The following is a 25,654-nucleotide window of genomic DNA, read 5'->3' on the forward strand; positions in this document are numbered from 1 at the left end:
AGAAAAAGCATGCGGCGTGTTGCCGCATGCTTTTTAGTATTAACGCTATTATCTGACATCTCTGCGATCTCTATCTTTTCTTCTAAGCCCCAGCAGCCCTGCTAGTCCTAATAAACCAATCCAGCCAATATCCATGTCATCGTCATCATCAGCTGCTGCCGCAGTTTCGGTATTCACATTTCTTGTGCTGATGTTATCGTCTCTGTCATTATAATTATTTTCTGCTTGAACGTTTACACCAGACATCATAATTGCAAGAACCATTGTACATATGATCATCATTTTATTCTTCTTCAAAGATACCCCTCCATTTTTTTATGACTAGACATTAGTTATAATCCTCCAACAGGAATTTTTTATACATCACGTTTTATAAAAAAACGGTATCAATTAAATCTTCTTGTGCAAAATAGAACATGTCTTTAAAAAATATGAAATGGAGTGATCAATTTGGGTATTCTCAGCGGAAATCCGACAGATGAACCAATGCATTATGGAGAGGTATTCGGAGTTTGGAGTGCATTATCAGTTGCTAAAGCATCTCATGCAGCTTATCAAGTTTATTACAATCACACTGGTGATGCTGATTTGAAAAAATTAATTGATCAAATCATTAAAAATAATATTTTGCCTTCAATTGAAGAACTAGAGGCACTTTTAAAAAAGAATGAGGTTGGTTTGCCGCCAACACCTCCTGAAAGACCAAATGCTCAAGTAGAAGAAATTCCTGTGGGTGCCCGCATCTCAGATCCTGAAGTGGCTTTGAGTATCTCTAAAGATCTTGCTCAAGGATTAGTGGCTGACAGCACGATGATTGGACAATGTATTCGTGAAGATATTGCCCTGATGTTTACTCAGCATCATGCAAAAAAAGTTCAATATGGTGGAAAAATCCTTCAACTAAATAAAGAAAAAGGCTGGTTAGTTCCCCCTCCTCTGCATTTAGATAAATAATAAAACAGGCAGCAGTTCTATCTGCTGCCTATAAGGAGTCTGTTATGTATTTTTACAAAGAAGATTTAATCAATATGATTGTTCCGGACAAGCCGGATCCAGCTGCTGCAAAAGTTTTGCAGGAAGCACTCGGCGGTCAGTTCGGTGAAATGCGCACAATGATGCAATACTCCTTTCAAAGTGCCAACTTCAGAGGAAAAGATAAACAATACCGCGATTTAATCAGAGGCGTTTTCCTTGAAGAAATCAGTCACGTGGAACTTGTTCAAACAACGATTAATCAGCTGTTAAATGGCTCAGGCGAAGTGAATGAAGCGGGGAATTCCGGCCCAAGTCAAGCACCGCTTGAAGAGCCGGTCATGCACGGAAACCCTCATCATTATATTATTGGTGCACAAGCTTCCCTGCCTGTTGATGCTGGAGGAAATCCATGGAATGGCTCATGGGTTTACAGCCACGGAAACCTAATCAGCGATTTGCTTAATAACGTAATCCTCGAATCAACAGGCGTTCTGCAAAAATCTAGAATTTATGAAATGAGCTCTAATAAAACGTTTAGAGAAACCATTGCGTTTTTAATTGTTCGGGACAATGCCCATCAAAATGCATTTGCCAAAGCACTTGAAACATTAGGAGTCAACTGGGGCAAGGTTTTCCCGATTCCAAATTATGATATTAACAAATATCCTGAATGCCGAAAATATGTTGAAATGGGGTATCACAATGCCCAGTTTAACTTCCGATTGGATTCAACTCGTATTGGTGAAATTTTCACAGGTGAATCCCCAAGCAGAAACAGCGGAGATTTACAGGTCACTGATCCGCCTAAAGGATTTCCTGTTCCAGATCTTCCAGAGATGCCGAATGAACACAGTCCCGGCTTAAACGATTTGAATCAATAAATACGAAAACGGCCTTTTATAAAGGCTGTTTTTCTTTTCTCTCATTTTAAGCAGACTTTTGGAAACAATAAGAAGAATGATTTTCTATGTGGTGACTTATGACAAGGGCTATCGAATCCATTTCAGCTATTATTAAAAACTTTATTGATAAAGATCCTAAACCTCCGCTGCATGTGGGGGAAGTGATGGATTTATGGACAATTTTCACTGCGTTTCATGAAGCACATTCCCTTTACCAAGTAGCACTGAACTCAACAATCGATCCCGATTTGCAGCATGTTGTTCAGAATGCCTTGGAAGGCAGTAAAAAAGATACTCAGGATATTGAAGATTTTTTGTTAAAGGAAGGAGTGCCTCTGCCGCTGGTCAATCCTAAAAAACCCCTTTCAAACGCAGCTGCAGTTCCAGAAGGTGTTAAACTATCTGATGATGAAATTGCCAATTTAATTGCTGTCAAAATGGCATCCTCCATCACGTTTTGCGCGCAGGCAATGTCTAAAACGGTTCGGACAGATGTAGGAATTCTGTTTTTTGAAATACAGGTTGAACTGATGAAATTTGCTGCTCCGCTTAAAAACCTGATGAAAGAAAGAGGGTGGCTTCGTGTGCCGCCAAAATACAACCCGCCGGGTAGACCTGAGTAGGGTAAATCCAGCAGATTGGAGCAAACATACAGATGGGAAAAAAATTCGAAAAAAAGGTATTAAGATTCTTACTTTCATTTGGGATATTAGCACTAATCGTCTTGCTTAAAAAACCGCCTGTTAAAGATTGGCTGATCATTTTTCTTGTTAAAAGTTATTTTTCATCATTAGTAGATAATTTCTTAGTTAAAATGGGGTATATTTCGTATCCGGCCAACCTCTTTAAAAAATACTTTAATATAAGTGTAATTTTTGATTATCTAATCTTCCCGATTACCTGTGTTTTTTATAATCAATTGACAGTCAATTCATCACTCAGAGGTATTTCTGCTAAAGTTCTTTTTTTCAGTGTTCCAATGACACTAGTCGAAGATTGGCTTGAAAAAAACACACAATTAATTAAGTATCATAAAGGCTGGAGTTCAAAAATAAGTTTTCTTTCAATCACTTTCACTTTTTTATTTGCTCGATTCTTTATTGGGTTTATACGGAAAATTTCAAATCAATCCGTTTTAGAAAAAGGGTCGCGTTAACCATTTTGGTTTAAATCATTTCAAAAAGACCTCTCCAGCGCGGGATGTCTTTTTAGATACATGGATCAATTAGGAAGATTTTTCGATTGAGCGGGAGCATAAGAATTAACCATCTGCTGCATGTCACCTGCTGGCAGCTGCGGCACCTGATAATAATGATGCTTATTTTGATAGATCGAAATCTCATAGGCAATTTCAATGCAATTTGGAATCGTATCAGCCAAAACCCGTCTGACAACCGGGTTTGAAACTTCTGTGGTTGCCATACCCTTTAATGACGCATTTGATTTTACGGATCCAAGCATCAGGTCTGAAATAACCTGATCATTAATTTCCTCTGGCATCATCATCGGTTTCATCGGCGGCGTTTGTTTGAGGCCGAACACAAAGTCATTTCCTTGCTTCATGTTATAGACTTCAGTTGATACGGAAGGCTTCATTCCCGTTTGGAAACACTCAACAATCGTATTGTATTCGGTTATCATAAATTGCTCATGGCGGTTCATCATATCCAGAAGTTCCGGATCCTTAACGTGCGGTTTTAAAATGGTGTATAAGTTTAATGTATTAATAGCACCCGATAAAATTTCGGATACATCAAACATTTCATGTCCACCATGACTTAATTGGGGAGGCACAGCTCCAGTCTGCATATTTTTAGAGCCTGCATTATTTATTAACTGATCCACATTAACCATTCCTCTCTTCTCATTCATTAAAGACATACATATCTATTCTGCATCAGAGTGAGGAATCTATTCGTCTTATTCTCATTCCATTATCCCAGCCTGAATCAGATGAACATTAGCATCTACCTCAAAATGAACAGATCCATACTGCTTTTTCCAATCTTTATAGCCTTCCTGTCTTAGCTCTTCCTTAATGCCAAGTGGATCGACATCTAAATTCTTCAGTTTTTCAAGCAATACTAAAGCTTCTTTTTCCAGCATTTCTTCTGTTTTCTTTTCAATTTTTTCGATATTCTTTTTTTGTGTAAGATCTAATCCTCCGCCTTCCATGACTCTTCCATCCATTTTTATGCTGACATTAAACTTATAGCCGTTTACTGTTTTTTCAGGTTTGAACTTTGTGTTGGAAGAAAGATTTTGTATGCTGACCTGCTTGTCTTCTTTTATATCGATTTCAATGATGCCTTTTCGGATTTTTTCATATAGGACCTTTAATATATAACCTTCTTTCAGATCGATGGTCTCGGCTAAATGATCTCCTTTAAAAAGAGCTACACCCGAAACTTGAATAAGATCCCCCTTTTTCTCAATAAGAGGCAAAAAAGGATCAAATCCTTCGCTCCGGTAATGAAAAAGAAAATGATGCAGATTGATGCTTGGAATTGTCCGCTCCATATTTTGTGTAACGATATCAATGACAAATTGTGAAACAGATTCGTGCTGTTCGGATTCTGTTGAAAGGATTTCATTTGATTTACCTTTTGATACAACTAAACTGATGTCTCTCCCTATATTTGGGTCTCTTTGAAGATTGTCAACGAAATCATCGATTCCGCTTCTCGCCAGTTCCTCATTGAACAAAATCACTCCCACCCTGCCTATTTCAATTGGTCTTGGAGACTGTGCCTGAATTTCCTGCCTTATATGTTTGCTTGTCCGGCCTACAGCGGTTAATGCTACGTTTTGCGGTTTGGATTGAATGCCAGGCGGTGTATAAGTAGCACCGGCAGTCACTTGAAATTCTTTATCATTAACATAATCATAGCCAATTGCCTGAATCAGCTGAACATCTTCCAGCACTTTTGAAACAGGAATACAGCCGCTTAAGAAACACATGCATAGCAGGAATGCAAAAACTTTATAACCATTCATTTTTTATTCCTCACCTTCATGATGATGAGCTGCAAGATAAACAGTAAAGGAATATATCCATAAATCGTATAGAAGCCTATCTCAGACATGTTGTTATTGAGCAAATCAATTTGTTCTCTGTCTTTTAAAAAGACAGCGGCGATAAATATGATAAAACATATAATTCGAAGCGCATTCCTTTGAGTCATGGAAAAAAGACGGTGCATTCCCCTGCTTGCGCTCCATAGTCCAATACACATATTAGGCAATACCACAAAAAACCATAAAGAAATACCTACATATTCAAAACGTTCAATAATGGTCAAATCCACAATTTTCCAGAGAGTGAGCGTTGCCCAAATGGTTGTTTTCAGCTGATTCTGATCAAAGTAAGCAAACGAAACAAGTGCAGTCAGCAAATATATAAACATACTGAATAAAACAGCATAATGAGCCCATTTTTGAGACTTAGGCGGGTCTTTTATAAACGGATAAAACATAAACAGTACTTCAAACCCCAGGTAATTAAGCGTCATTCCTTTTGTAGCCGACAAGAGCTCCTTAAACGAGAGATCAAAAACAGGTAGTAGGCTGCCTAAATAAGACTCCCTTATCGGAAAATATTTGACGAATAATAACGGTAATCCATAGATGACTCCAAGAAAAGCAATTCCGGTTACAATTCTGAATCCTCCTGTGACATATGAATAACAAATTAGAATAATAATCGCGATGAATACCCAATGATAGACATCCGGAAAAACCCACACCTGTATGACCTCTACATACGTACGAATCAAAACAAGGACAAACATGGCGTAATAAATAATAAAATAAAAACTGAAAATCCCTCCAATCCATTTTCCGAAAACCTGGTGATGGATGGCTACGATATCATTTTTTCCTCTATTTAAAATTAGGTACGATAACCAGATCAAAACAAGAATGGTCATGCCGGAAGTAATGATAGCGATCCAGGAGCTGTGGCCCGCAGACTTCGCGATATACCTCTCAAATCCTAAGATCCCCACACCAATTTGCATGGTATGTATCAAATAAAACACAAAATAATTGGATACTTTTTTATCATCTTTAGGCAATGGGAACATGGGAACACCTCCTTTACTCCTCAATATCCCGTTTCACTTTTTTATGAACTTTTGGCTGAAAACGATCAGGCGCAGGTGATCTCATTTGAAGAGGCCTTTTATTTTGCATATTCATCGGCAGCCTGAAAATGGAATCCTTTAAATCTTTAAGCCTTAGGGGATATACCGGTGCAAGATATGGACGGCCTAAGGAAGACAGCTTAAGCAAATGCCCAAGAAAATAAGCAAAACAAAAAGCAATCCCTATTAGACCAAAAAACTGTGCAGAAAAGATAAAAGGAAAACGGATTAAACGGATGACGTTGCCCATTTGATAAACGGGAGTAGTAAAGGATGCGAGTGCAGCAAGAGCCACAATGATCAGCAGTACATTGCTCGTAAGTCCGGCTTGAACAGCCGCTGTTCCAATAACAATCCCGCCTACGATCCCAATTGTCTGGCCAATCTTAGTCGGCAATCTGGCACCCGCTTCTCTCAGGAGCTCGATTGTCAGTTCAAGAATAATGGCCTCTAATATTGGCGGAAAAGGAACACCGCTCCTGGATGCTACCAGCGGATTCAGAAGGTTTTGCGGAATCATTTCGTAATGATAGGTAAGCACGCCGACATACATGGCAGTAGATACAACGGAAAAGAAAACGGCAAATAACCGGACAAGCCTGAAAATCGAGGCAATCGGCCAGGATAAAAAATAATCCTCAAAGGCAGAGAAAAATTCAACCAGCGTTGTCGGCCCAGTCAGCGCATGAGGAGAACCGTCAACCAAAACCGTGATTTTCCCTTCTGACAAAACACCCGCTACCCTGTCAGGCCGTTCTGTATCAATCATTTGAGGAAATGGGGAATTGTTATTATCAGAAATAATCTGTGCAATCATTGAACTATCCAAAATCGAGTCATAATCGATGTCTTTTATTCTTTGCACGACCGTTTGAATGTTATCTTCATTTGCAATTCCTTTAATATATAAAACAGCGATTCTTGTTTTAGAAAGCCTTCCTGCCCTCATCTCTTCAGCAACAAGTTCAGGAATAGGAAGTCTTTTACGAATTAAGTTCAGATTAGCATCCAGAGATTCAACAAAGGCTTCTTTAGGTTCGACAACACTGTATTCAACCTCAGGCAGACTGACCGCTCTTTTCTCTACGGTAACGGCTGACAGCAAGAGCACTTCATTTAAATTCGTTTCACATTGAACGGCAACATAACCACACATTAGCCTTTCTTGAATTTTGAGCACATTGCCAATGATTTCTGTATTATCAATCGGCAGAACTTCCTTCAGTTCAAATAAACTCGTATTGCTCTGTCCTTCGGTTAAGTAAGGCAGAATATGCTTATGTAATACATTTACATCTACTAAAGTTTTATAGTAATGAATATAATAAGGACTGCTTTGTGAATAGCGATACGAGGTAAAATCAGACGACAGCTTGCATTGCTTCAGCAGATCTTCAAGCTTTACATCTTCGTTCTTCTCCCCAGCTGTTTTCTGCTGAGGAAAAGCTGGTTTTTTCTTAAAAAAAGGAAACAAGCTCTCTCCTCCTCTAACCTGAGGAATTTTCACATCAAAAAACAAGACATTCTTAAGGTGCCTTGTTTTTTATAAAATATGAATAAATCTAATAGGCGATCATGCTAAACCATTCTGCAGGAGGATTTTAGCTTATGAAAAGATAAAAAAACAAGAACCCTTATTGGATTCTTGCTCCGTTTCTTATTTACCGCCAAAACTCATATGTTCATAACGTCCTCGAATCACTTCATAAATGCCGTAAAGCATCAGTCCTGCAGCTGCAATTCCAAGCAGCCACTGTCCATAAGGCTTTGAAGCGAGTTCTGCAAGTGCTCCGTCAATGCCTTTTGATTGTTCAGGGTTAGCCGTAATAGCTGTCTGAATAAAGAAATAACCGATCATAGCAAGAACTGCTCCTCGAGCTATCAGCCCCATTTTCCCTGATTTTCTGGCTATCTTTTTCTCATGCTGATTCATTTCACTGACTCTGAATTTATTCATAAATCGTTCAGTGTAACCATTATACAGTTCATACACTCCGTAGCCGATTATAATAATGCCTACGAGCCCGATGATCCATTGTCCAAAAGGCTGTGCCAATAGCTTGGCAGAGATCGTTTTTTCCGATCCGCCTCCGCCTCCTGAACTAGCATGCATGGCGATTGAGATGGCTTTAAACGCGATACCTCCATATATAATTGCACTTACTCCGTAGCCAACTCTAGTCAATAAACCTTTAGCATCCGTTCCTTTATTTTCCGGATCGAGGATTGCCTTAATCACTTCCCAAATCACATATCCGATTAAGCCAATTCCAATCGCCCAAAGAAGAATTTCTCCAAAAGGCTTCCCTGCAACCGTCTCAAGCATTCCGCTTGTTCCTGTCATTTTGCCTCCAAGGCCAAGTGCGGCCATCAAAGCAAGAAGCCCGATTAAGAAATAAACGGTTCCTTTTGCCATATATCCAAATCTGCCCAAACGCCTGATCCAGGGCTTCGTTTCATTTCCTGCCTGATTTGTTTTTTGCTTAGCACCTGCTTTTGCAGAATACTCCATACCAATCGCTCCCTTAAATATAATGCCTGCTGAGTGTTAATTTCCCATTGTTAAGAGAAAAGAAACCTGTTGGAAAATGTTTCTTTATACAAAAACCATTGAGTAAACTAAAGAAAGGAATACAGCTCTCCAAAGCAAAAGATTAATTGAAGGATTTCTTTTTTGCCTTGTTATAATTTACTTGAGGGGGATAATGGAGGGAGAAATCGTCATTGAAAATTAAAGTCTCCAAAATGAGAATTCTCAGTGTACCATTCACTCTGATATTTTTACCATTTCCTGTACAAAAACCGGTTCTTTCCCGTATACTGATAGAAATACATGACAAGGAGTGTTAAAGCATGAGTCAATCTAAAGCAAAAAAACAGCGATTGAAGAAAATGCGCGAAGGAGAAAGGAATCCGGAAGCAGGCAGAAGCCCGTTTGTGTTTCAGGACTTGCGTACAAGACAAACAAAAACAAAAAAAGAGCAGCTATATAAGCAAAAGTACAAGAACCATTTCCAGGGTGAAGGAAAAGATGGTTCTTTTTATTTTGCCTCTTAGCGGCTCTTCACATAATAATTGGTAATGGCCAAGTATTCTCTTGTATAGGATTTCAAGATGGCTTTGGCTGGTGTTTTAGCTGCAAGACCTGCCGCATCAAGACCAAGATCTTTTGCAATCATACATGAACGGTAGATGTGAAAATCGTTTGTTACAATGAGACCTTTTTTCGCACTTGGCGGAAGCAATGCTTTTGAGAAGGTCAGATTTTCAATCGTACTCGTAGACTTTGATTCTTTTATGATCCGGGCTTCTTTAATCCCATGATCCTGCAGAATCCTGCTTATTGCATCCGCTTCCGTTATTTCCTCGCCGGGACCCTGCCCTCCTGAGGCAACCACAATCGTATTTGGATTGTCTTTTAAATACTCTGCTGCTGCATCCGCCCTGTATTGCAGGGCAAGCGAAGGAACTGTTCCATTCACCTTCGCCCCGAGTACGATTATGTAATCAGCGTCTTCTATCGCTTTTTCTGAGCTGTACCGGTGGATGTTGTAATGCAAAAAGCCTGTATAGATTAAGCCTATTGCAAAAAGTGCGGTCATAATTATCAAGATTCTTTTTTTCATCGAAGTCCGTCCGTTTCATGTTTAATAGTTTTATATTTAATATAAATTATAATATATGGGTAAACTAGTATTTTTTAGGAATTCAACTATGATTATGATTGGCTGCAGATGTTTGCGCAAGCCTTATTTATCTAACTAATTGCAGAAAAAAACGATATCTCCCCTGCCAGCTTCCCAGCAAAAAAGATACCGATTTAATTTTATGCATTCTTTCCTTCAATTATAGGTGTTTCTTCTTTTTTCTCTTTGGATAAAAACCAGCCCGCTAATGCGATTCCAACAAGAACAACATAGAATGTGATTTTCCATGCAGGAGACTTAGCGAATCCTTCTGACAAGATTGCGAGCTCCGGGTGTGACAGCGTGTAGACGGAGAGCTTCACACCAACCCATCCAACAATCGCGAATGCGGCAATTTCAAGACCAGGTCTTTTATGAAGCAAGTCAACAAAGAAGTTGGCCGCAAACCGCATAATCACAAGTCCAATGATTCCTCCAGCAAAAATGACGAGAAACTTTCCGCCATCCAAGCCGCCAATTTGAGGAAGACTTGTATTTGGAAGTGTAACAGCAAGCGCTACAGCTGCAAGAATCGAATCAACCGCAAACGCAATATCCGCAAGCTCAATTTTAAGCACCGTTGGCCAGAATCCTGACTTTTTCTTTTCATCCTGCTTATCTTCTTCTTTTTTCTTAAACACTAGCTTTCTTAAAATATGGTTTGCTGCAATGAACAACAAGTAGAGAGCACCGATTGCCTGAACCTGCCATACATCTACGAGATAAGAAATCGCAAACAGGGAGCCAAAGCGGAAAACAAACGCGCCGGCCAGACCGTAAAATAAGGCTTTCTTTCTCTGCTCTTCAGGAAGATGCTTCACCATGATGGCCAGTACAAGAGCATTATCTGCTGCGAGCAGCCCTTCGATTGCAATTAACAGGAGCAGTACCCATCCATATTCCATTAACATCGTCATTTCCATCTAATTACTCCCCCTTTACCGTAATAAAATCCTGATCTTTGCTGATCACACCTTCATTAAACACAAGTCTTGTATTAAAGTAATACGACCTCTCCTCTGTTGAAGCCGCTAAATCCTCAGGCAATCGAAATCTAAAATCAATCCTGTTCTGCTCCTCTGACTGAATCTGTTTAGAAGTTAAAATATTGGCTGTTTCAATGACCTTTTCTGATCCTGATGACTGATCAGCCATAACTAAATCACAATCAATGCGTTTCAGCTGCTGCTCAATGAGACCGCCTTTGATTAAGAAATAACCCTTGATGCATTCTCCTGGCTCAAACTCTTCCTTAGGCAAAATTAGATCAATCTGCGCTGAACCGATTCCTAAAATCGACATATATTTTCTGAGTATCATGATACATTCCTCCTGTTATGAATTTTCTTTTGAATATTTATCATCTATGCGTTTTTCAATTTTTTCGAGCTGGCGTTTATCTTTCAGCAGCTCCTCTTTGTTTTCTCTAATAAGCTTTTCAATTGAACCTCTGACTTTTTTCATTTTTCATCTCACCTTTCAGGACATTTTTCGAATAAAAAAACCTCTGCCTGTGATCTGGCAAAGGTTTTTTATCTGAAAAAAATATAAAGACCTTTACCATTATAGGTAAAGGTCTTGCTAACAACGTAATGGTTGCCAATAGGGCCGGAAGCAACGAATGCTTCGAAATGACGACTCTATTGTAAAAGCTACTCCCCTTTAGGAGAAACTATTCGATTTGTATACTCTTATCATAAAGGCAATCCTACTCTGTGTCAACACAAAATCATAATAATTTTGAAAATCAGGCCAAGATCACACATTCATAAAAGCAGGCGGATACTTCACAACTCCAGCTGCTTCATCAAGTGCACCTGACTTTAACTCAATCAGCATAAACACCTCATCGGGAACCGTAAACGGCGGTTTAATGCCCTTCGTGCTTGCAGGAACAAATCCAAACTTGGGATAAAACTCAGGATGTCCAAGGACAATGACTGAATCATAGCCGTGTTCTCTGCAGCGTTTCAGGCCCTCGCGAACAAGCTGTGATCCAATTCCCTCTTTCTGAAATTCCGGCTTAACCGCCATAGGCGCAAGAGCCAGTGAAGGAACCTCACTGCCGTTTTCCGTTTCGATTGTTATTTTAGTGAACAAAATATGCCCGACAATTTCTTCGTTTTCGGCAACTAGAGAAAGTTCTGGCACAAAGGACGGAGATTTTCTGATTGTATGAATTAAATTTGCCTCATTTTCCTGACCGAATGCTGCATCATTTACTTTCTTTATGGCTGAGATATCTGAAGGGGCTTCTTGTCTGATTTTTATCATGTATTTATTCCTTTCGCTGGGTGACTTCAGTAAGAACAGTTTACCTCAACTGGCCATAAAATTTCTATCATTTAAATATAGGAATGTACGGTCCCGGAAAAACATAAAGTGAAAGTAAAAAGGAGTGAAGAAATGCTTATTAAATTGAGTGTAGCAGGAGCATCAGGCGCATTTATTTTTCTTGCTGTCAATCTGGTCGGGACATTGAAAAAAGGGATGGTCACACTTGATGAAACAAACAAGACACTTGCTGAGGTCAGAAACGCGGTTAACGGCCTGACAGAAGAAGCAGAACAGCTGATACATACAGCTAATCAGATTACCGTTGACTTAAAAGGAAAAATCAAAACGGTCGATCCGCTGCTTGAATCCGCACAGGATGTGGGAGAAATGATTCACAATGTCACAAGCTCGATTAAACAGGTAGGTGCCGTCTTCGGCGGAAAACGCCCGCCGCGCACCGAAATTTCAGTAAATGAACCTCCAGTCCGGATCAAAGGGCCTGTTCATATTAATGTTAAGTAAAAAAAGAGCGATTTGCTGCCCGCAAATCGTTCTTTTTGCATTTACTTTCCATTTGGATGGATTTACTGCCCCATTTGCGTCCAATACTTTCCACTATGCCTGGAATACTTTCTTTTTTGTAAGAAATACTGTCTTTTTTCCAAAAACCCGCCATTTAAAATCAACAAAAATTTACAATCCTCAGGTTTCACTTCAGGTAAATTATGGTATGATATCTAAGTCATTACATACATAGCTTTAATATCAGGGAGGTCATAAATATGCAAAAGTACAGAAGAAGAAATACGCCTGCATTCACCTTTTTAGCCTATTTCACTTTTTTTGCAGGTGTCGCATTATTTTGTATCGGTCTTTACAACGCAGACAATCTGCAGCTAAATGAAAAAGGTTACTACATTGCGGTTATGATGCTGGTTGCAGTCGGAGCCATTCTTACTCAGAAAGTAACAAGAGATAACGCCGAAGATGACGAATTGATTGCTGAGCAGGAACGTAAGCAAAATATCGGAAAATCGATGGATTAATAGACTCGTAAATTGGAAGGTACAGGTGTGTGCCTTCTTTTTTATACCATGGTGAAAATACGTTCTTCCGCTCCTGCTAAATAATCTTATTTTGTTTAAAATCAGAAATTTGTTCTTTACTATACCCTATTTGCTGCAGGACTTCGTCCGTATGTTCTCCATATAATGGAGGGTATTTATTCATAGTTACCGGAGTTTTAGATAGTTTTAGAGGAGATCCTGTTAATTTAAGATCTTCAATGAGAGGATGTCTCATGTTTACCACCATCTCCCTGGCTTTCATTTGAGGATCTTCAAACATTTCCTTTACTGAATTGATTGGACCGTTTGGTATTCCGCTGCTATCAAACAGCTCATTCCATTCTTTTCTGGTTTTCCTTTTTATAATATCCTCACAAATCTTGATTAAATGATCCTTATTTTGAATTCTTGCTTCATTCGTACGAAACTCTTTCCTATCTGCTAAATCTGGCACTCCCAATTGATTTGTAAACCTCCGAAATTGATCATCGTTTCCAACTGCAACGACGAAATCCCCATCCAACGCTGTGAATACTTGATAAGGGACAATGTTTGGGTGCTGATTTCCAAGCCTGACAGGTTCAATCCCGCTGCATAAAAAATTACTGGCCACATTGATTAATGAAGCAACTTGACAGTCCATTAATGAAATATCAATTTCCTGACCCTCTCCTGTTCTTTCCCGGTGATACAAAGCTGTCATAATTCCAATGCATGTGTATAAACCTGTTAAAACATCTGCAATCGCAACCCCGACTTTCACCGGTTTTCCTTCTGATTCACCTGTGATGCTCATTATTCCGCTCATTGCCTGAATGATATAATCATAGCCAGGCAAATCTTTATACGGTCCATTTAATCCAAAGCCTGTAATCGAAGCCATGATGAGTGATGAATTACTCTTTTTTAATTGTTCGTAGCCTAAATCCATTTTTTCTAATGTCCCTGTTTTAAAATTTTGAACCACAACATCTCCTGAAGAGACAAGCTGATGAAAAATTTCTTTGCCTTTTTCTGATTTAAGATTAAGAGTGATGCTTTTTTTATTTCTGTTCGCGCATAAATAATAAGCACTTTCCCCATTAATAAACGGCGGCCCCCAAGCTCTTGTCTCATCACCCGATTCGTGATGCTCTATCTTAATAATCTCTGCCCCTAAATCTCCAAGAACCATGGTGCAAAAAGGGCCGGCTAACACACGGGATAAATCAATGATTTTTACTCCTTCTAATGCTCTTCCCATTTTATCTGCCTCTTTTCTTTGGATTTATACATAAAAAAGAGCCAGTAAAACAAACAATGTCCAAACATTGCCGTTTCACTGGCTCTTAACTCAAGGCTCGTCTTCCCGCAAAAGAAGATCAAATGAATAAGGTGCCATTTTAATTTAGTATTCAAGCTATTCATTATTCCGGCTATGCAGCAAGGTTTTTGCTGTCATCGGATTGGTACCGTCATTATATCTGATTGTTCTGAATTTATCAATCTAATATTTATTTATAAGTTACAACTCCTCTTACAAAATACTGTCGGTATATAGGTAAAAGAAACATTATTAATTCCAGCTTAAATGATTGGAAGAACAGAAAAATGAAAGATATAATAGAAACCATAATCATCCATAAGGAGGCTGTTCAATGAGGATATTACTAATAGGTGCAAGCGGAACAATCGGAAATGCGATTGTAAAAGAATTTGGTACAGATCATGAAATCATTCGTGCAGGCCGTAACGGCGCAGATGTGGAAGTAGATTTCACTTCTCCGGAAAGCATAAAAAAGATGTATGAAGCTGTGGGCAAAGTAGACGCAGTTGTCAGCGCTGCCGGAAGAGCACAATTTGCCCCCCTTGAAGAGCTTACGCCTGAATTAAATGAAACAGGAATCATGAGCAAACTAAAAGGGCAGGTCAACCTCGTCTTACTCGGCATCCCTTTTGTAAATGACGGAGGCAGCTTTACTCTCACCAGCGGAGTCATGATGGATGATCCGATTCTTAAAGGAGCTTCCGCAGCCATGGCGAACGGGGGAATTCAGTCGTTTGTCAGAGCATCTTCCATCGAAATGCCGCGAGGAATCAGAATCAATAACGTAAGTCCCAATGTCCTGATTGAATCCATGGATAAGTATGCTGAATTTTTTCAGGGCTTTAAACCGGTTGCTGCAGCGGATGCAGCACTTGCTTATAAAAAGAGTGTCCTTGGTGCTCAAACGGGGCAAACGTATAAAGTGTATTAAGAAAAGAGCAAGCGCCTGTTTAGCGCAGTCATGACAGCTAAGGATCCGACAGAAAAGGCGCTTATTGCCAATACTTGCGGATCCGTTCTGGCCGAGGAGCTTGAGCGATTCCGCTCGCCATCGAAGCGCAAAATATTATACTTTTTTCTCTTTTTAAAAGGAAAACGGCAGCTCACAGGCTGCCGTTTTTGTTAAAAGTTTGAGATGCCGCTCCATTCCTGAAAGCGGTACAAGAAGCGAAGTCCGAGCGAATCATCTGCAAAGATCTCATAATCTTCTGTATAAATACCTGACTCGTTAGACAGCTGCACTTTCGTTAAGGTTTACATCTGCTCCCGACATATTTTAATAGGTGTTTATGGGGGCAACTATAATGTGTTTCCATTGGGATGGGTTAGAAATATCAATCTGAGAATGGGCATCAGTCATACATTTTATGAATAAATTTTTGGAAAAATAACGAATAACGAATTTGACCCACACACAAAGTGGCCTTTGGATAAGCAAGTCATAGTTATCAAATATTTAATAGTCGTGAGGACGACTGGATAAAAGTCGTCTTAAAACCGTTATCCTATTTTCTTATTAGTTTATATGGATGAATTGAAAGTTTGCATAATTGCGAACCCTAAGCGAAAGGTTGAATGGACTCTCACATTGTGTATAGAATTCTTTTTGTCTGTTATTATTAGATTATTGGATAATTAAGCTCGTAATTTGGGTAGCAATAGTAAGGTGGTCTAAGTCCTATTTTAGACATTGGCCAGGAATCCTCCATATAGACCATCTTTACTTTTTCATTTGAATGGTTTACTAGCAATAGCTTTACTTCTGGATTAAATTCATACCTCAAAATGGTAATCCCCTTCCATTAGGAATGTGTGGATTCTCCCCCATCAACATGAAGAACTTGACCAGTAACAAAACGAGAATCATCAGAAGCAAGATAGACAAAGGTTGGTGCGAGTTCAAATGGATGGGCAACTCGTTCCATTGGATTAAATGCTCCATATACAGCGACTTGGTCTGACGAGAAACTTGCTGAAATAAGCGGGGTCCAAATACGGCCGGGGGCGACGGCATTGACTCGGATCCCTTGTTTCACGACATTTTTAGCCAAGGCACGTGTCCAGCCAACTATTGCTCCTTTTGTGGCCGTATAATCAATCATTTGCTGCTCACCTACATACGTCACCACTGAAGTAGTGCCAATGATTGAGCTGCCTGGTTTTAAATGAGGAAGCGCTGCTCTTGTTGTGTAAAAATGAGAGTATATATTAACTTTGAAGGTGTTATCGAATTGCTCATCTGTAATGTCAAGCAGACTTAGTTGTTGGAATTGGATACCAACGTGGTTACAAAGAATATCGAGACGTCCAAACGTATTTACTGTTTGTGCTACAATGGAGATACACTGTTGTTTGTCTCGCAAGTCACCAGGCATTAGTAAACAACGTTGTCCGAGTTGTTCAATCCTCGTTTTAGTCCTATTTGCATCCTCATGTTCATCTAAGTATGAAATAGCAACATCTGCGCCTTCTTTAGCAAACGCGATTGCTGCTGCTGCACCAATACCACTGTCACCCCCTGTAATAAGAGCTACTTTTCCTGTTAACTTTCCACTCCCTTTATAGTTCGGGTTTTCGATAATTGGAAGGGGCACCATAAATTTTTCCTCTCCGGGATGGCGCAGCTGGCGCTGTTCAGGTAAACTTATCGGGATTTCTTCGTAACGTGTGATTTTCCCATAGTTAGGGTACATGGGATAAGGTTGAGTTTTCATGTTCGCTTTAAACATTTGTTGCATTTGCTTTATTTGATCTAATTGACGACTTTGATCCTTTTGATCCATGGAAACCTCCTATAGAAATAATTTTCTACTATAGAATGTTTATGTTGTTCACTACAATTAAAGTATAAAATGTGTGAAAAAAGCCTTTCTTATAAAAAAAACACCATTTTAACTATAAAATGGTGTGCGAGTTTCTCTGCAAATTCAATTGCATTTTTCATGTCAAATTGAAATCTCCTCCAAAACGGAACCCGTTACTTGTTTCAATTCGGTTTTAGTTATTATTTATTTTACGGCTGCGATTTCAGAAGGCTCTGATTCCTGCCCATAAGCATCAATTGCGGTTACATAATACGTGTGATCAGCGGCGTTTTCATCGGTAAAGCTTTTTCTTTCATGGGCTGAGACGCTTCCCGCCTTTTCGAAGTTGCCCCCATTTTTGTCACCTCTGTAAATTCTGTACCCCACGATGTTTTCACTTCTTACAGCGTGCCATGTTACAAACGTGCCGTTTATCTCTACACTTTCAGGTGAAGCGGGCGGTGCTTCCTTTTTGATTTCCTTGTCTTTTTTCAGTTCAGCATACACGACGAGTCTTTCTTCATGTGTACCAGCTGATCGGTTGAATGTGCCTGAGCATGTAATCAGGTTTAGATGTTGTCCTTCTGAGGTCTGAAAGATTTCATCGATAGGAGCTGATCCCCGGGGATAGCTTTCTTGTTTTTTCACAAGAAAAGTCAAGGCCTTTCCTGATTTATCTGTCACAATAATTTCATCACCTTGCTTTAAGTCTTTTAAATGAAAGAAGATGGCAGGTCCTGTTTTGCTGTCCACGTGTCCGGCAAGAACAGAGCTGCCTCTGCTTCCTGGTTTTACCCCCGGTTCAAACCAGCCTACATCCTTGATTTTCTGAGGGACTCCCATCTGTCCGTTTTCTAAAATACCTACCTGTTCAATGTTCGCTTCTACTTTTATTGAAGGGATCTCTACTTTAACAGGCGTTATGCCTTTCATTTGAGCCGATTGTCTTGCTTGTGCTTCTGTCAGCTTTTTAACTTCGGATTTTAATAGAGTAAACTCATTGGATAATGGGCTTTCTGCGTTTTCAGATTCAGCTGTTACATTCTCCGTCTGAACTTCCGTTTGCTCTGCTGTTTTTTGGGACTGTTTTTGGGAGGATTGCTGATTTGGAAAAATACCATAATTGTAGCCTGCGAGGATAAAACAGATAAGACTGCTGATAGAAAGAATCATAATTTTTTTCATGGGACCGCTGCACCTCTTTTAATTGAAGAAGAAGAGAGGTCTCCCTCTCTTCATCCATTTATTTATTGTTGATTAGCTGATTTTCTGCGGAACCAGAACAATGCTGTAAGAGCAAGGAGTGATCCAAGACCTGCAAATGTCATAGCAGAAGCAGATGATGCTTCGCTTGCTCCGCCCATTCCTGTTTTCGGCATATCTTCAGGCATTTCTGAAGCTGCAAATTTGTCGGGCATTTGCGTTACAATTGCATTTCCCAATGTTTGGCCTACACCAAACATGAATTTGTATCCTTCGCGGAATGATTGGTAAGAAGCATCGTAGTCTCCAGCAACGTACTGGTCAAATGTTTGAGTGACAAGTGCTTCATGCGCTTTAACGGCACCTTCCGCATCCTTTGGCGGCAAGTTTTCAGCAGTAGCTGCACCAAGGAATGCACCAAAATCCATTGCAAACTGATCAAGCTTAGCTTTTGCTTCTTTTACTTTTGCTTCGTCACCTTCAAGAGTGGCTGCTACAATTTCAGCCTGTGCATTGATATGGTTGCCCTGCCATACTTTTTCAAACTGTGCTGCGCCTTCCTCTCCGTAGATAGAGCCGATTGCCGCTTTGAAGTCTGCCGTGTTTGCATCTTCAGACCAGCTGACGAAGTCGTAATCTTCTTTTTGGTCAAAACCTTTTTGCATGCCTGTAGCTGCTAATGCGAAATGTTCAGCTGCAAGACTGTTTAATGTTGAACGAAGATCTGCTGCAGGAGTATCTGATTTTGTGTTTTCAAATTTCTCAGGCATTTGCGTCGTGATGGCTCCTGCTAGTGCATCACTGATGACATACATATGCTTGTACCCTTCACGGAACGTTTCATTCGCTTCTTTATAGTCGCCTTCAACGTAGTTATCAAATACTTCAAGAACTTGTGCTTCGTGAACTTTTACCGCTTCTTCAGCTGCTTTTTTTGGAAGCTTGCCTTCAGTTGCTGTTCCTAAGAAAGCAGAGAATTCTTCTACAAATTCCGCAACTTCTTTTTCAGCTTCTGCACGTGCATTTTCATCTTTGTCTTTTGCTGCGTTTACTAGATCTGCGGTGTAATCATTGTGGCCTCTGAAGATTCTCTCAAATTCAGCAGCGCCTTCTTCTCCATATACCGAAGCAATTGCCGGCGTCATGTCAGCTGCGTTTTGATCAAGTGCTTTATTTGCGGCTTCTGCATCTTTTGCACCATCATACGATTTTGTCATGGCCGATACGGCTAAAACGAAGTGTTCAGATAAGAGATAGTCTAAATCTGCTCTAAGTTGAGCGGCCGGTGTATTAACTGTCGGCTTCATTTCTTCTGCCTTGGCTGTTCCAAAAGCTGGGACGAGTAATGATAAGCTAAGTGCTGGTACTAATAACTTCTTGATTTTCATGATTCCACTCTCCTTCATTTTTTGAGTTCTTTTTGAACTTCTTGTTAAGGATAACGAGTGGGTTTTTGATATGGATCACTTTTTTGTTTATTTTCTTTTTTTGCTATAAAATGACTTGAGAGATTATGAAGTTGTGATTAAAAACTGCGGGGGACTCACTATGAATGAACCGACGATTTTGATAATAGACGATGAAGAACCTATGAGGTCATTGATTAAGACCTTTTTACACAAAGATGGTTATAACGTATCTGAAGCTTCTAATGGCCCGGAAGCTCTCGAACTGATTTCAAAAAAAGAACCTGATCTTATCCTTGTAGATGTGATGATGCCCTTTATGGATGGATTTGCTTTTGCGGAAGAGTTAAAGAAATCTTATCAAATCCCGCTTATTTTTTTATCTGCTAAAGGAGAGGAATGGGATAAAATTCATGGTCTTAAGCTTGGCGGAGACGATTACATTGTCAAGCCATTCCATCCAGGAGAGCTTCTCGCGCGAATTGAATCCGTTTTAAGAAGAGCCAACTATCAAACCAGGCAAAGTGCAGAACTATCAATCGGCCCGCTCGTTTTGGATTCCATGGCCTACCGTGCATATATCCATGGCAAGCCGATGTCCTTAACCCTTAAAGAATTTGACATGCTGTCCCTGCTCGCTAAAAATAAAGGAACCGTTTTTTCGCGCGATCAGCTGCTTCAGGCTGTGTGGGGAGACGATTACAAAGGCACCGGCAGAACAGTCGATACCCATATCAAAACCCTGCGGCTGAAATTAAAGGACGAGGCAAAACTGATTCAGACTGTATGGAGTGTGGGGTATAAGTTTGAAGTGTAGAAGTGAAGGTTTAAGAAGGCAGTGCATATTGAGGTTGAGGAGTATGACACCTTAAATCTATCCTTGTTTTGAGGTTGTCCAGAAAGTCTGTTTTCGCATAATTGTTGTTTTCGATTAGAAATAGTGTCCGTTCCTTCCGCTCCACTTAAGATTTTTAACATGCAGTCAGTCTATAAACAACTAAGTTTACGAAAAGAACCTACAGAAAAAAGCAGGCAGGAAATAGCATTCGTTTTCCCTGCCTGCTTCATTTTAGAGAATTATTGGACAATCCCATAATTCCCTTTCTCTTTACTGCAGTTCTTCACTAATTTAGTTTTCAAAAATAAACGGGTGCAAATTACTTTGTAATTTGCACCCGTTTTCTTCTATATAATACTTTTTCTATTAACCTAAATCCACATTATGATAAACCTGCTGAACATCTTCTAAATCTTCAAGGGCATCAATCATTTTTTCGAATTGTGCCTGTGCATCTTCAGGAAGCTCCATGTCATTTTGTGCAAGCATTGTCAGCTCTGCAACTGAAAATTCGGTAATGCCGGCATCTTTAAATGCTTTTTGTACGGCATGGAACTGATCAGGTTCTGCGTAAACAATGACTGAATCCTCTTCTTCCATAATATCGCGCACATCAAGGTCTGCTTCCATTAACAGCTCAAGCACATCATCCGCTGTTTTGCCTTCGATGCCGATAACAGCAGTTGCATCAAACATATAGGCAACTGATCCGTTCACTCCCATGTTGCCTCCGTTTTTGCCAAAAGCTGCACGAACATCTGAAGCTGTTCGGTTTACGTTGTTAGTCAAGGCATCAACGATGACCATTGATCCATTTGGTCCAAATCCTTCGTAACGAAGTTCGTCATAGCTTTCTTCTGAACCGCCCTTTGCTTTTTCAATCGCGCGGTCGATAATCGCTTTTGGAACACTGTATGTTTTTGCACGCTCAAGGACTACTTTCAATGCCTGATTTGATTCTGGATCCGGCTCGCCCTGCTTTGCTGCTACATAAATCTCGCGTCCGAACTTAGCATAAATCCGGCTGGTGTTAGCATCTTTTGACGCTTTTTTCTCTTTAATATTATTCCACTTGCGACCCATATTCTTTCACTCTCTTTCCATTCATATAAAAGGCAGTTTAAATGCCTATAAAAAGTTGGCTGCACAATTAAATCTAGTTATTTTCTTCATTCAATCTATTATATCAAATTCATCCGATTTTTCACGAGTTACTTGCTGAAAAAAGAATAGCCGCTGCGATGCGGGTCCTCTGCCAATACATTCTCTTGTTTATCCATTTAATAGACCGGGTATCTCTTACCTATGGAGGCGATACAAATGAAACCAAAATTCAAAGTATTCCACGATGACGAACAATTAAGCAAATCGATTGATACGCTAAGACATGATGGAATCAGAGATGACGACATCTATATTCTGTCACATGACAATGACCATGTGAGACGTGACCGCAAAGAAACAGATGCTAACAAAATTGGCGTAGGCGTAACCGGAGTAGGAACTGCCATAAAAAATGTGTTCCGCAGCAAAGGCGATAAACTCCGCGTAAAAATGGAAGAAATCGGCTTTGATAAAGAAATGGCTGAAAAGCTTGAAGAAGAATTGGATAAAGGAAAGACACTTCTCGTTGTAAGGAATCAGGACGAAGTGACGTTTTGATTTATCTTCTTAATATGCTGAATCGTTTTAAAATGCTCTAGCAAAAATTTTGCTAGAGCATTTTGTTTGTTAATGTTTAAGAAGATTTTAAAAACCCTTCTGATTCTAACTCTGTAATCAAATGGTCATAAACACATAATATCCCCTTTACTTTAGCTTAATAACATTTTAGTAAAGTGAAGTAGTCACAACACTAAGGGAGGAAATGATGAAAAAACCACTTTTTCAATCTCAGAAAAAAGACATAATAAGGATTTCTCAACTAACTTTCACAGCATTATTTTTACTTTCAACTCCATCTCTTATCGATGCTTACTATCCACAAACGAAGACTGTGAAAGCAGAAACTCAATCCCCATTTACCAAGTATGAAACAAAAGAATCACATAAATTACAGGACGGGGCAACCTTTTCTAAACTTGTTTACGGAAAAGCAAATCAGGAAGATGCTTTTATGGTAGATTTGGATTTCTTTTCTTCAAACAATAAAGCAGTAAAACTCAAAGAAAAGTTGGCTTCAGAGGGCTATGATTCATTTATCCACACAATTAATGAAAGAGCACAAGACGATCAGAAACAAGAACCGCTTGGATATCTAGTGAGAATCGGTCCATACCAAGCAGAATCTCAAGCAAAGATATTAAAAGAGGAACTGGCGTCAAAAGGTTACAGCGATTCTAAGGTTGTTTTTACTGGAGAAGACCGAGATGCGACCACAGGACCATGGGTTGTCCGTGTTCTTGAGATAAACCCAAAAACGTTTAAAGGCCATATATCGCCTGTTTTAGCGAATGACCAAGTCCCTGGTAAAGAAAAACTGACTAGTATGTCAAAGAGGCTGAATGCATTAGGCGGCATTAACGGCGGATATTTTGTTATGGGACCTAAAGATGGAACTGAAGGTGACCTAGCAGGTATTTCTATGGTAGATGGCAAGCTGATCAGTGAGGCTGTAAATGGAAGAACAAGCCTCATTTTAAACGATAAAAATCAAGGCTCCATATCTACAGTAAATACAAAACTCAGCATTCAAACATCTAAGGGTGACAAAATGGAAATAGATGGCCTAAACCGGGTACCTGGACTTATTCGGGGATGCGGCGGTGCAGGTGATAAAGAGACCAATCAAGCAAAACACGACTATACGTGTACAGATTCAAGCGAATTGATTCAGTATTCTTCACACTTTGGACCAAATACTCCTTCTGGTGAAGGTGCTGAAGCCGTCATTAACAGCAAAGGGATCGTGACAGAAATAAGAGAAGTACGCGGAGGCAAAATTCCTGAAGGCAGTACCGTTTTATCAGGAACGGCGGAAAATGCACAGTGGATTCAAGCTCATCTGGTAGATGGAGAAAAGGTGAACATTAAGAAAAAGATAGTTACAGAAGAAGGCGCTATTTCTTCAAGAGAAGAAATTGGAATCATCAATGGCGGGCCAAGGCTTTTACAAGATAAAAAGATAGACATTCCTGCAACTGCAGAAGGATTTCACCAGCCTGATAACCCAGAGTTCTTTTATCAGTTTGGAGAGAGACGTCATCCACGGACCGCTGCTGGAATTAAAGCTGATGGTACGATTCTTTTAGTAACTATTGATGGAAGAAAACCAGGTTATAGCGTTGGAGCTAACTTTAAAGAAAGTGCACAAATTCTAAAATCTTTAGGTGCGGTAAACGCCCTGAATCTTGACGGCGGCGGCTCCACAACCATGACCGTTAATCAGAAGCTGGTAAATACACCTTCTGATGCTTCTGGTGAACGTCCAGTCGGTGATGGCATCTTACTGTTGCCTCGATAACTTCTATTCAGGGGATGGATGTTAAATTTGCAGAAACACCAGAGTCCACAACGAAAAGAATATTACAGGATTAAAAACATCCCAATCTCTCAATGGAATAAATGAGAGATTGGGATTTATTTTATTCACCAATTGCGACCGATTGAATCTTATATTTATTAATAATAACCTAACTAATTGAATGTTCTTTCACTACTTTTTTTCCGGCTTCAATTAATACTTTGTTTCTGCCTAAAAAGATAGCAAGGATTAAAATGAGTAACCCTGTTCCAATAAGAAGCCATTCGATTTTTATTATATCTGCGAGTGGACCGAAAATGAGCATCCCAACCGGCATCATCGACGTCGATATCATCCCAAAAACACCAAAAATTCTCCCTAGATAATTTTCATCTACTCTCTCCTGTAATAAAACCATAGTTGGCGTATTAAAAATTGGAATTGCAACTCCAAATACAGCCATACAAATTAAATAAATCCAAAAGACAGGAACAATCCCGAGAGCAAACGTACAGGCTCCCATTAAAAGACTTGCAAATGTCATCGTATAAACTTTGTTTTGAAAACCTCCCCATGAAGCAATAATTCCTCCACCCGCCATCATCCCAATTGAAAAAGCGATTTCGATGGCTGTTAACCTCCAAACACCGTCGCCGAAACTGCGAGTGACTTGCAATGGAGTTAAAAATGCAGCAGGTGCCATTAAGACAAAGAAAAACGCGAAAAACAGAAAGAATTTCTTAAGAAAATCGTGATTATTTATATACGTTAATCCTTTTTTAAAATCATCGAAATAGCTCGTAGTTTGTTTTTCGGATGCTTTCTCATGCACCGGAATATTAAAAAACGCAAGTAACGTCAGAATGGCAATAGCTGCAGTGATGACATCAATCATAAAAATCATTTCGATCGAAGCCATTGTTAACAGAGCTGCACTAACGATTGGAGACACAAACATAATAATTGCTTGAAGACTTCCGTTTGTTCCGTTCACTTTCGTCAGCTTATCCTTTGGAACGATTTGAGGTAAAATGGCTCCGACTGCCGGGGTTTGAATGCCTGTCCCGATTGCACGAACTGCAGCCATAACAAAGAGCAGCCAAATCGCATCATATCCCATAAAAAATACAATTGCGAGGATAAGTGTTGAAATCGCAATCAGTCCATCTGATAAAATAATCAGCATTTTCCGATTGTAGCGGTCCGCCCATACACCCGCAATGGGAGATAAAATAAAAGTAGGTATGAATCCGCAAATGATAAACAGCGTCATCATTAGACCTGATTCCGTTGTAAGTGTGATATACCACATAATCGCATATTGAACCAAGGACGAACCAAAAAGTGAGATCGTCTGACTACTTAAAAAGAGAATAATATTTTTTTTCCAATCTTTCATTAAATGTTCATTTGCTGAGTTCACCTTAATCACGACCTTCTCTATTCTTGCTTATATTTTTTTCATAAAGAAAGGGCACAATAATAACTTCTTATCGCCCCCATTAGCTTATCAATTTCACCTGTAAATTTCCAGTTTCTAGTAGTACTTTTTTCTTTGAAAATAACTCGATTAGCAGGGCAA

28 protein-coding genes and 1 pseudogene are annotated in these 25,654 nt (G+C 39.6%); 12 read left to right on the plus strand and 17 right to left on the minus strand.

Annotated features, from left to right (window positions below; all coding sequences use genetic code 11):
- Positions 1–48 precede the first annotated feature (48 nt).
- Entirely contained in the window at positions 49–297 is a 249-nt protein-coding gene (locus E2R53_RS10830; protein ID WP_286166143.1) for a WGxxGxxG family protein, read from the minus strand.
- A gap of 153 nt (positions 298–450) precedes the next feature.
- On the opposite strand from E2R53_RS10830, the gene E2R53_RS10835 reads away from it, so the two are divergent.
- From E2R53_RS10835 to E2R53_RS10850, 4 genes are all read left to right on the plus strand, one after another.
- The gene (locus tag E2R53_RS10835; protein WP_133311765.1) at positions 451–954 is read left to right on the plus strand and encodes a DUF3231 family protein; all 504 of its coding nucleotides are present in this window, start codon (positions 451–453) and stop codon (positions 952–954) included.
- A 44-nt stretch (positions 955–998) separates the two neighbouring features.
- Positions 999–1,856: a manganese catalase family protein gene (locus E2R53_RS10840; RefSeq protein WP_133311766.1), complete on the plus strand. Its 858-nt coding sequence runs from the start codon at positions 999–1,001 to the stop codon at positions 1,854–1,856.
- 98 nt (positions 1,857–1,954) lie between these two features.
- Entirely contained in the window at positions 1,955–2,500 is a 546-nt protein-coding gene (locus E2R53_RS10845) for a DUF3231 family protein (protein ID WP_133311767.1), read from the plus strand.
- 32 nt (positions 2,501–2,532) lie between these two features.
- Positions 2,533–3,033, plus strand: a complete 501-nt coding sequence (locus tag E2R53_RS10850; RefSeq protein ID WP_133311768.1) for a CBO0543 family protein — start codon at positions 2,533–2,535, stop codon at positions 3,031–3,033.
- A gap of 65 nt (positions 3,034–3,098) precedes the next feature.
- Here E2R53_RS10850 and E2R53_RS10855 read toward each other — a convergent pair whose 3' ends face one another.
- From E2R53_RS10855 to E2R53_RS10875, 5 genes are all read right to left on the minus strand, one after another.
- Positions 3,099–3,686, minus strand: coding sequence for a spore coat protein (locus E2R53_RS10855; RefSeq protein WP_286166188.1), 588 nt, complete (start codon positions 3,684–3,686; stop codon positions 3,099–3,101).
- 117 nt (positions 3,687–3,803) lie between these two features.
- Positions 3,804–4,874, minus strand: coding sequence for a Ger(x)C family spore germination protein (locus E2R53_RS10860; protein WP_133311770.1), 1,071 nt, complete (start codon positions 4,872–4,874; stop codon positions 3,804–3,806).
- Positions 4,871–5,962, minus strand: a complete 1,092-nt coding sequence (locus E2R53_RS10865) for a GerAB/ArcD/ProY family transporter (protein ID WP_133311771.1) — start codon at positions 5,960–5,962, stop codon at positions 4,871–4,873. Before E2R53_RS10865 ends, E2R53_RS10860 begins: the two co-directional genes overlap by 4 nt.
- 13 nt (positions 5,963–5,975) lie before the next feature.
- Positions 5,976–7,496, minus strand: coding sequence for a spore germination protein (locus E2R53_RS10870; RefSeq protein ID WP_133311772.1), 1,521 nt, complete (start codon positions 7,494–7,496; stop codon positions 5,976–5,978).
- Positions 7,497–7,679: 183 nt separating this feature from the next.
- Complete coding sequence (locus tag E2R53_RS10875) at positions 7,680–8,534, minus strand: DUF1206 domain-containing protein (protein WP_133311773.1); 855 nt, start codon at positions 8,532–8,534, stop codon at positions 7,680–7,682.
- A 341-nt stretch (positions 8,535–8,875) separates the two neighbouring features.
- Here E2R53_RS10875 and E2R53_RS10880 point away from each other — a divergent pair, with 341 nt between their 5' ends.
- On the plus strand, positions 8,876–9,079 hold the full coding sequence (locus tag E2R53_RS10880; RefSeq protein WP_133311774.1) for a hypothetical protein: 204 nt from the start codon (positions 8,876–8,878) through the stop codon (positions 9,077–9,079).
- Here E2R53_RS10880 and E2R53_RS10885 read toward each other — a convergent pair.
- From E2R53_RS10885 to E2R53_RS10905, 5 genes are all read right to left on the minus strand, one after another.
- On the minus strand, positions 9,076–9,648 hold the full coding sequence (locus E2R53_RS10885; RefSeq protein ID WP_133311775.1) for a YdcF family protein: 573 nt from the start codon (positions 9,646–9,648) through the stop codon (positions 9,076–9,078). The two genes, E2R53_RS10880 and E2R53_RS10885, sit on opposite strands and share 4 nt — an antisense overlap.
- A gap of 200 nt (positions 9,649–9,848) precedes the next feature.
- The gene (locus tag E2R53_RS10890) at positions 9,849–10,631 is read right to left on the minus strand and encodes a TerC family protein (protein ID WP_133311776.1); all 783 of its coding nucleotides are present in this window, start codon (positions 10,629–10,631) and stop codon (positions 9,849–9,851) included.
- Between the two features lie 4 nt (positions 10,632–10,635).
- A complete protein-coding gene (locus E2R53_RS10895) occupies positions 10,636–11,028 on the minus strand; it encodes a sporulation protein (protein ID WP_133311777.1) in 393 nt (130 codons plus the stop codon).
- Positions 11,029–11,043: 15 nt separating this feature from the next.
- Positions 11,044–11,172, minus strand: coding sequence for an FbpB family small basic protein (locus tag E2R53_RS10900; protein WP_133311778.1), 129 nt, complete (start codon positions 11,170–11,172; stop codon positions 11,044–11,046).
- Between the two features lie 294 nt (positions 11,173–11,466).
- Positions 11,467–11,982, minus strand: a complete 516-nt coding sequence (locus E2R53_RS10905) for a GNAT family N-acetyltransferase (protein WP_133311779.1) — start codon at positions 11,980–11,982, stop codon at positions 11,467–11,469.
- 132 nt (positions 11,983–12,114) lie between these two features.
- Here E2R53_RS10905 and E2R53_RS10910 point away from each other — a divergent pair, with 132 nt between their 5' ends.
- A complete protein-coding gene (locus E2R53_RS10910; protein WP_133311780.1) occupies positions 12,115–12,507 on the plus strand; it encodes a DUF948 domain-containing protein in 393 nt (130 codons plus the stop codon).
- Between the two features lie 260 nt (positions 12,508–12,767).
- Positions 12,768–13,031 (plus strand): YiaA/YiaB family inner membrane protein, encoded by a 264-nt coding sequence (locus tag E2R53_RS10915; protein WP_133311781.1) that lies wholly within the window; start codon positions 12,768–12,770, stop codon positions 13,029–13,031.
- Positions 13,032–13,107: 76 nt separating this feature from the next.
- Here the strand turns inward: E2R53_RS10915 and E2R53_RS10920 are convergent, their stop codons facing one another.
- Positions 13,108–14,295, minus strand: a complete 1,188-nt coding sequence (locus E2R53_RS10920; protein WP_133311782.1) for a CaiB/BaiF CoA transferase family protein — start codon at positions 14,293–14,295, stop codon at positions 13,108–13,110.
- Positions 14,296–14,689: 394 nt separating this feature from the next.
- Here E2R53_RS10920 and E2R53_RS10925 point away from each other — a divergent pair, with 394 nt between their 5' ends.
- Together E2R53_RS10925 and E2R53_RS23570 are read left to right on the plus strand one after the other, a co-directional pair.
- The gene (locus tag E2R53_RS10925) at positions 14,690–15,289 is read left to right on the plus strand and encodes a short chain dehydrogenase (RefSeq protein ID WP_133311783.1); all 600 of its coding nucleotides are present in this window, start codon (positions 14,690–14,692) and stop codon (positions 15,287–15,289) included.
- A gap of 345 nt (positions 15,290–15,634) precedes the next feature.
- Positions 15,635–15,891, plus strand: a pseudogene (locus E2R53_RS23570) (hypothetical protein); the annotation flags it as partial.
- 269 nt (positions 15,892–16,160) lie between these two features.
- On the opposite strand, the gene E2R53_RS10930 reads toward E2R53_RS23570, so the two are convergent.
- The 3 genes from E2R53_RS10930 to E2R53_RS10940 form a co-directional block, all read right to left on the minus strand.
- Entirely contained in the window at positions 16,161–17,141 is a 981-nt protein-coding gene (locus E2R53_RS10930; RefSeq protein ID WP_133311784.1) for an SDR family oxidoreductase, read from the minus strand.
- Positions 17,142–17,366: 225 nt separating this feature from the next.
- Positions 17,367–18,347, minus strand: a complete 981-nt coding sequence (locus E2R53_RS10935; RefSeq protein ID WP_133311785.1) for a class F sortase — start codon at positions 18,345–18,347, stop codon at positions 17,367–17,369.
- A 62-nt stretch (positions 18,348–18,409) separates the two neighbouring features.
- Entirely contained in the window at positions 18,410–19,753 is a 1,344-nt protein-coding gene (locus E2R53_RS10940; protein WP_286166144.1) for a copper amine oxidase, read from the minus strand.
- Positions 19,754–19,913: 160 nt separating this feature from the next.
- Between E2R53_RS10940 and E2R53_RS10945 the strand changes: the two genes are divergently transcribed.
- On the plus strand, positions 19,914–20,588 hold the full coding sequence (locus tag E2R53_RS10945; RefSeq protein ID WP_133311786.1) for a response regulator transcription factor: 675 nt from the start codon (positions 19,914–19,916) through the stop codon (positions 20,586–20,588).
- Between the two features lie 387 nt (positions 20,589–20,975).
- Here the strand turns inward: E2R53_RS10945 and E2R53_RS10950 are convergent, their stop codons facing one another.
- Positions 20,976–21,692 carry a YebC/PmpR family DNA-binding transcriptional regulator gene (locus E2R53_RS10950; RefSeq protein WP_133311787.1) on the minus strand — a complete coding sequence of 239 codons (717 nt, stop codon included), beginning with the start codon at positions 21,690–21,692 and terminating at the stop codon, positions 20,976–20,978.
- Positions 21,693–21,929: 237 nt separating this feature from the next.
- Between E2R53_RS10950 and E2R53_RS10955 the strand changes: the two genes are divergently transcribed.
- The gene (locus E2R53_RS10955; RefSeq protein ID WP_133311788.1) at positions 21,930–22,271 is read left to right on the plus strand and encodes a general stress protein; all 342 of its coding nucleotides are present in this window, start codon (positions 21,930–21,932) and stop codon (positions 22,269–22,271) included.
- Between the two features lie 205 nt (positions 22,272–22,476).
- A complete protein-coding gene (locus E2R53_RS10960; protein WP_133311789.1) occupies positions 22,477–24,072 on the plus strand; it encodes a phosphodiester glycosidase family protein in 1,596 nt (531 codons plus the stop codon).
- A gap of 169 nt (positions 24,073–24,241) precedes the next feature.
- Here the strand turns inward: E2R53_RS10960 and E2R53_RS10965 are convergent, their stop codons facing one another.
- The gene (locus E2R53_RS10965; protein WP_206197388.1) at positions 24,242–25,471 is read right to left on the minus strand and encodes an MFS transporter; all 1,230 of its coding nucleotides are present in this window, start codon (positions 25,469–25,471) and stop codon (positions 24,242–24,244) included.
- Positions 25,472–25,654: the final 183 nt, after the last annotated feature.

Origin of the sequence: Peribacillus frigoritolerans (genome assembly GCF_004358755.1) — a bacterium.
Lineage (GTDB): Bacteria > Bacillota > Bacilli > Bacillales > Bacillaceae > Bacillus_P.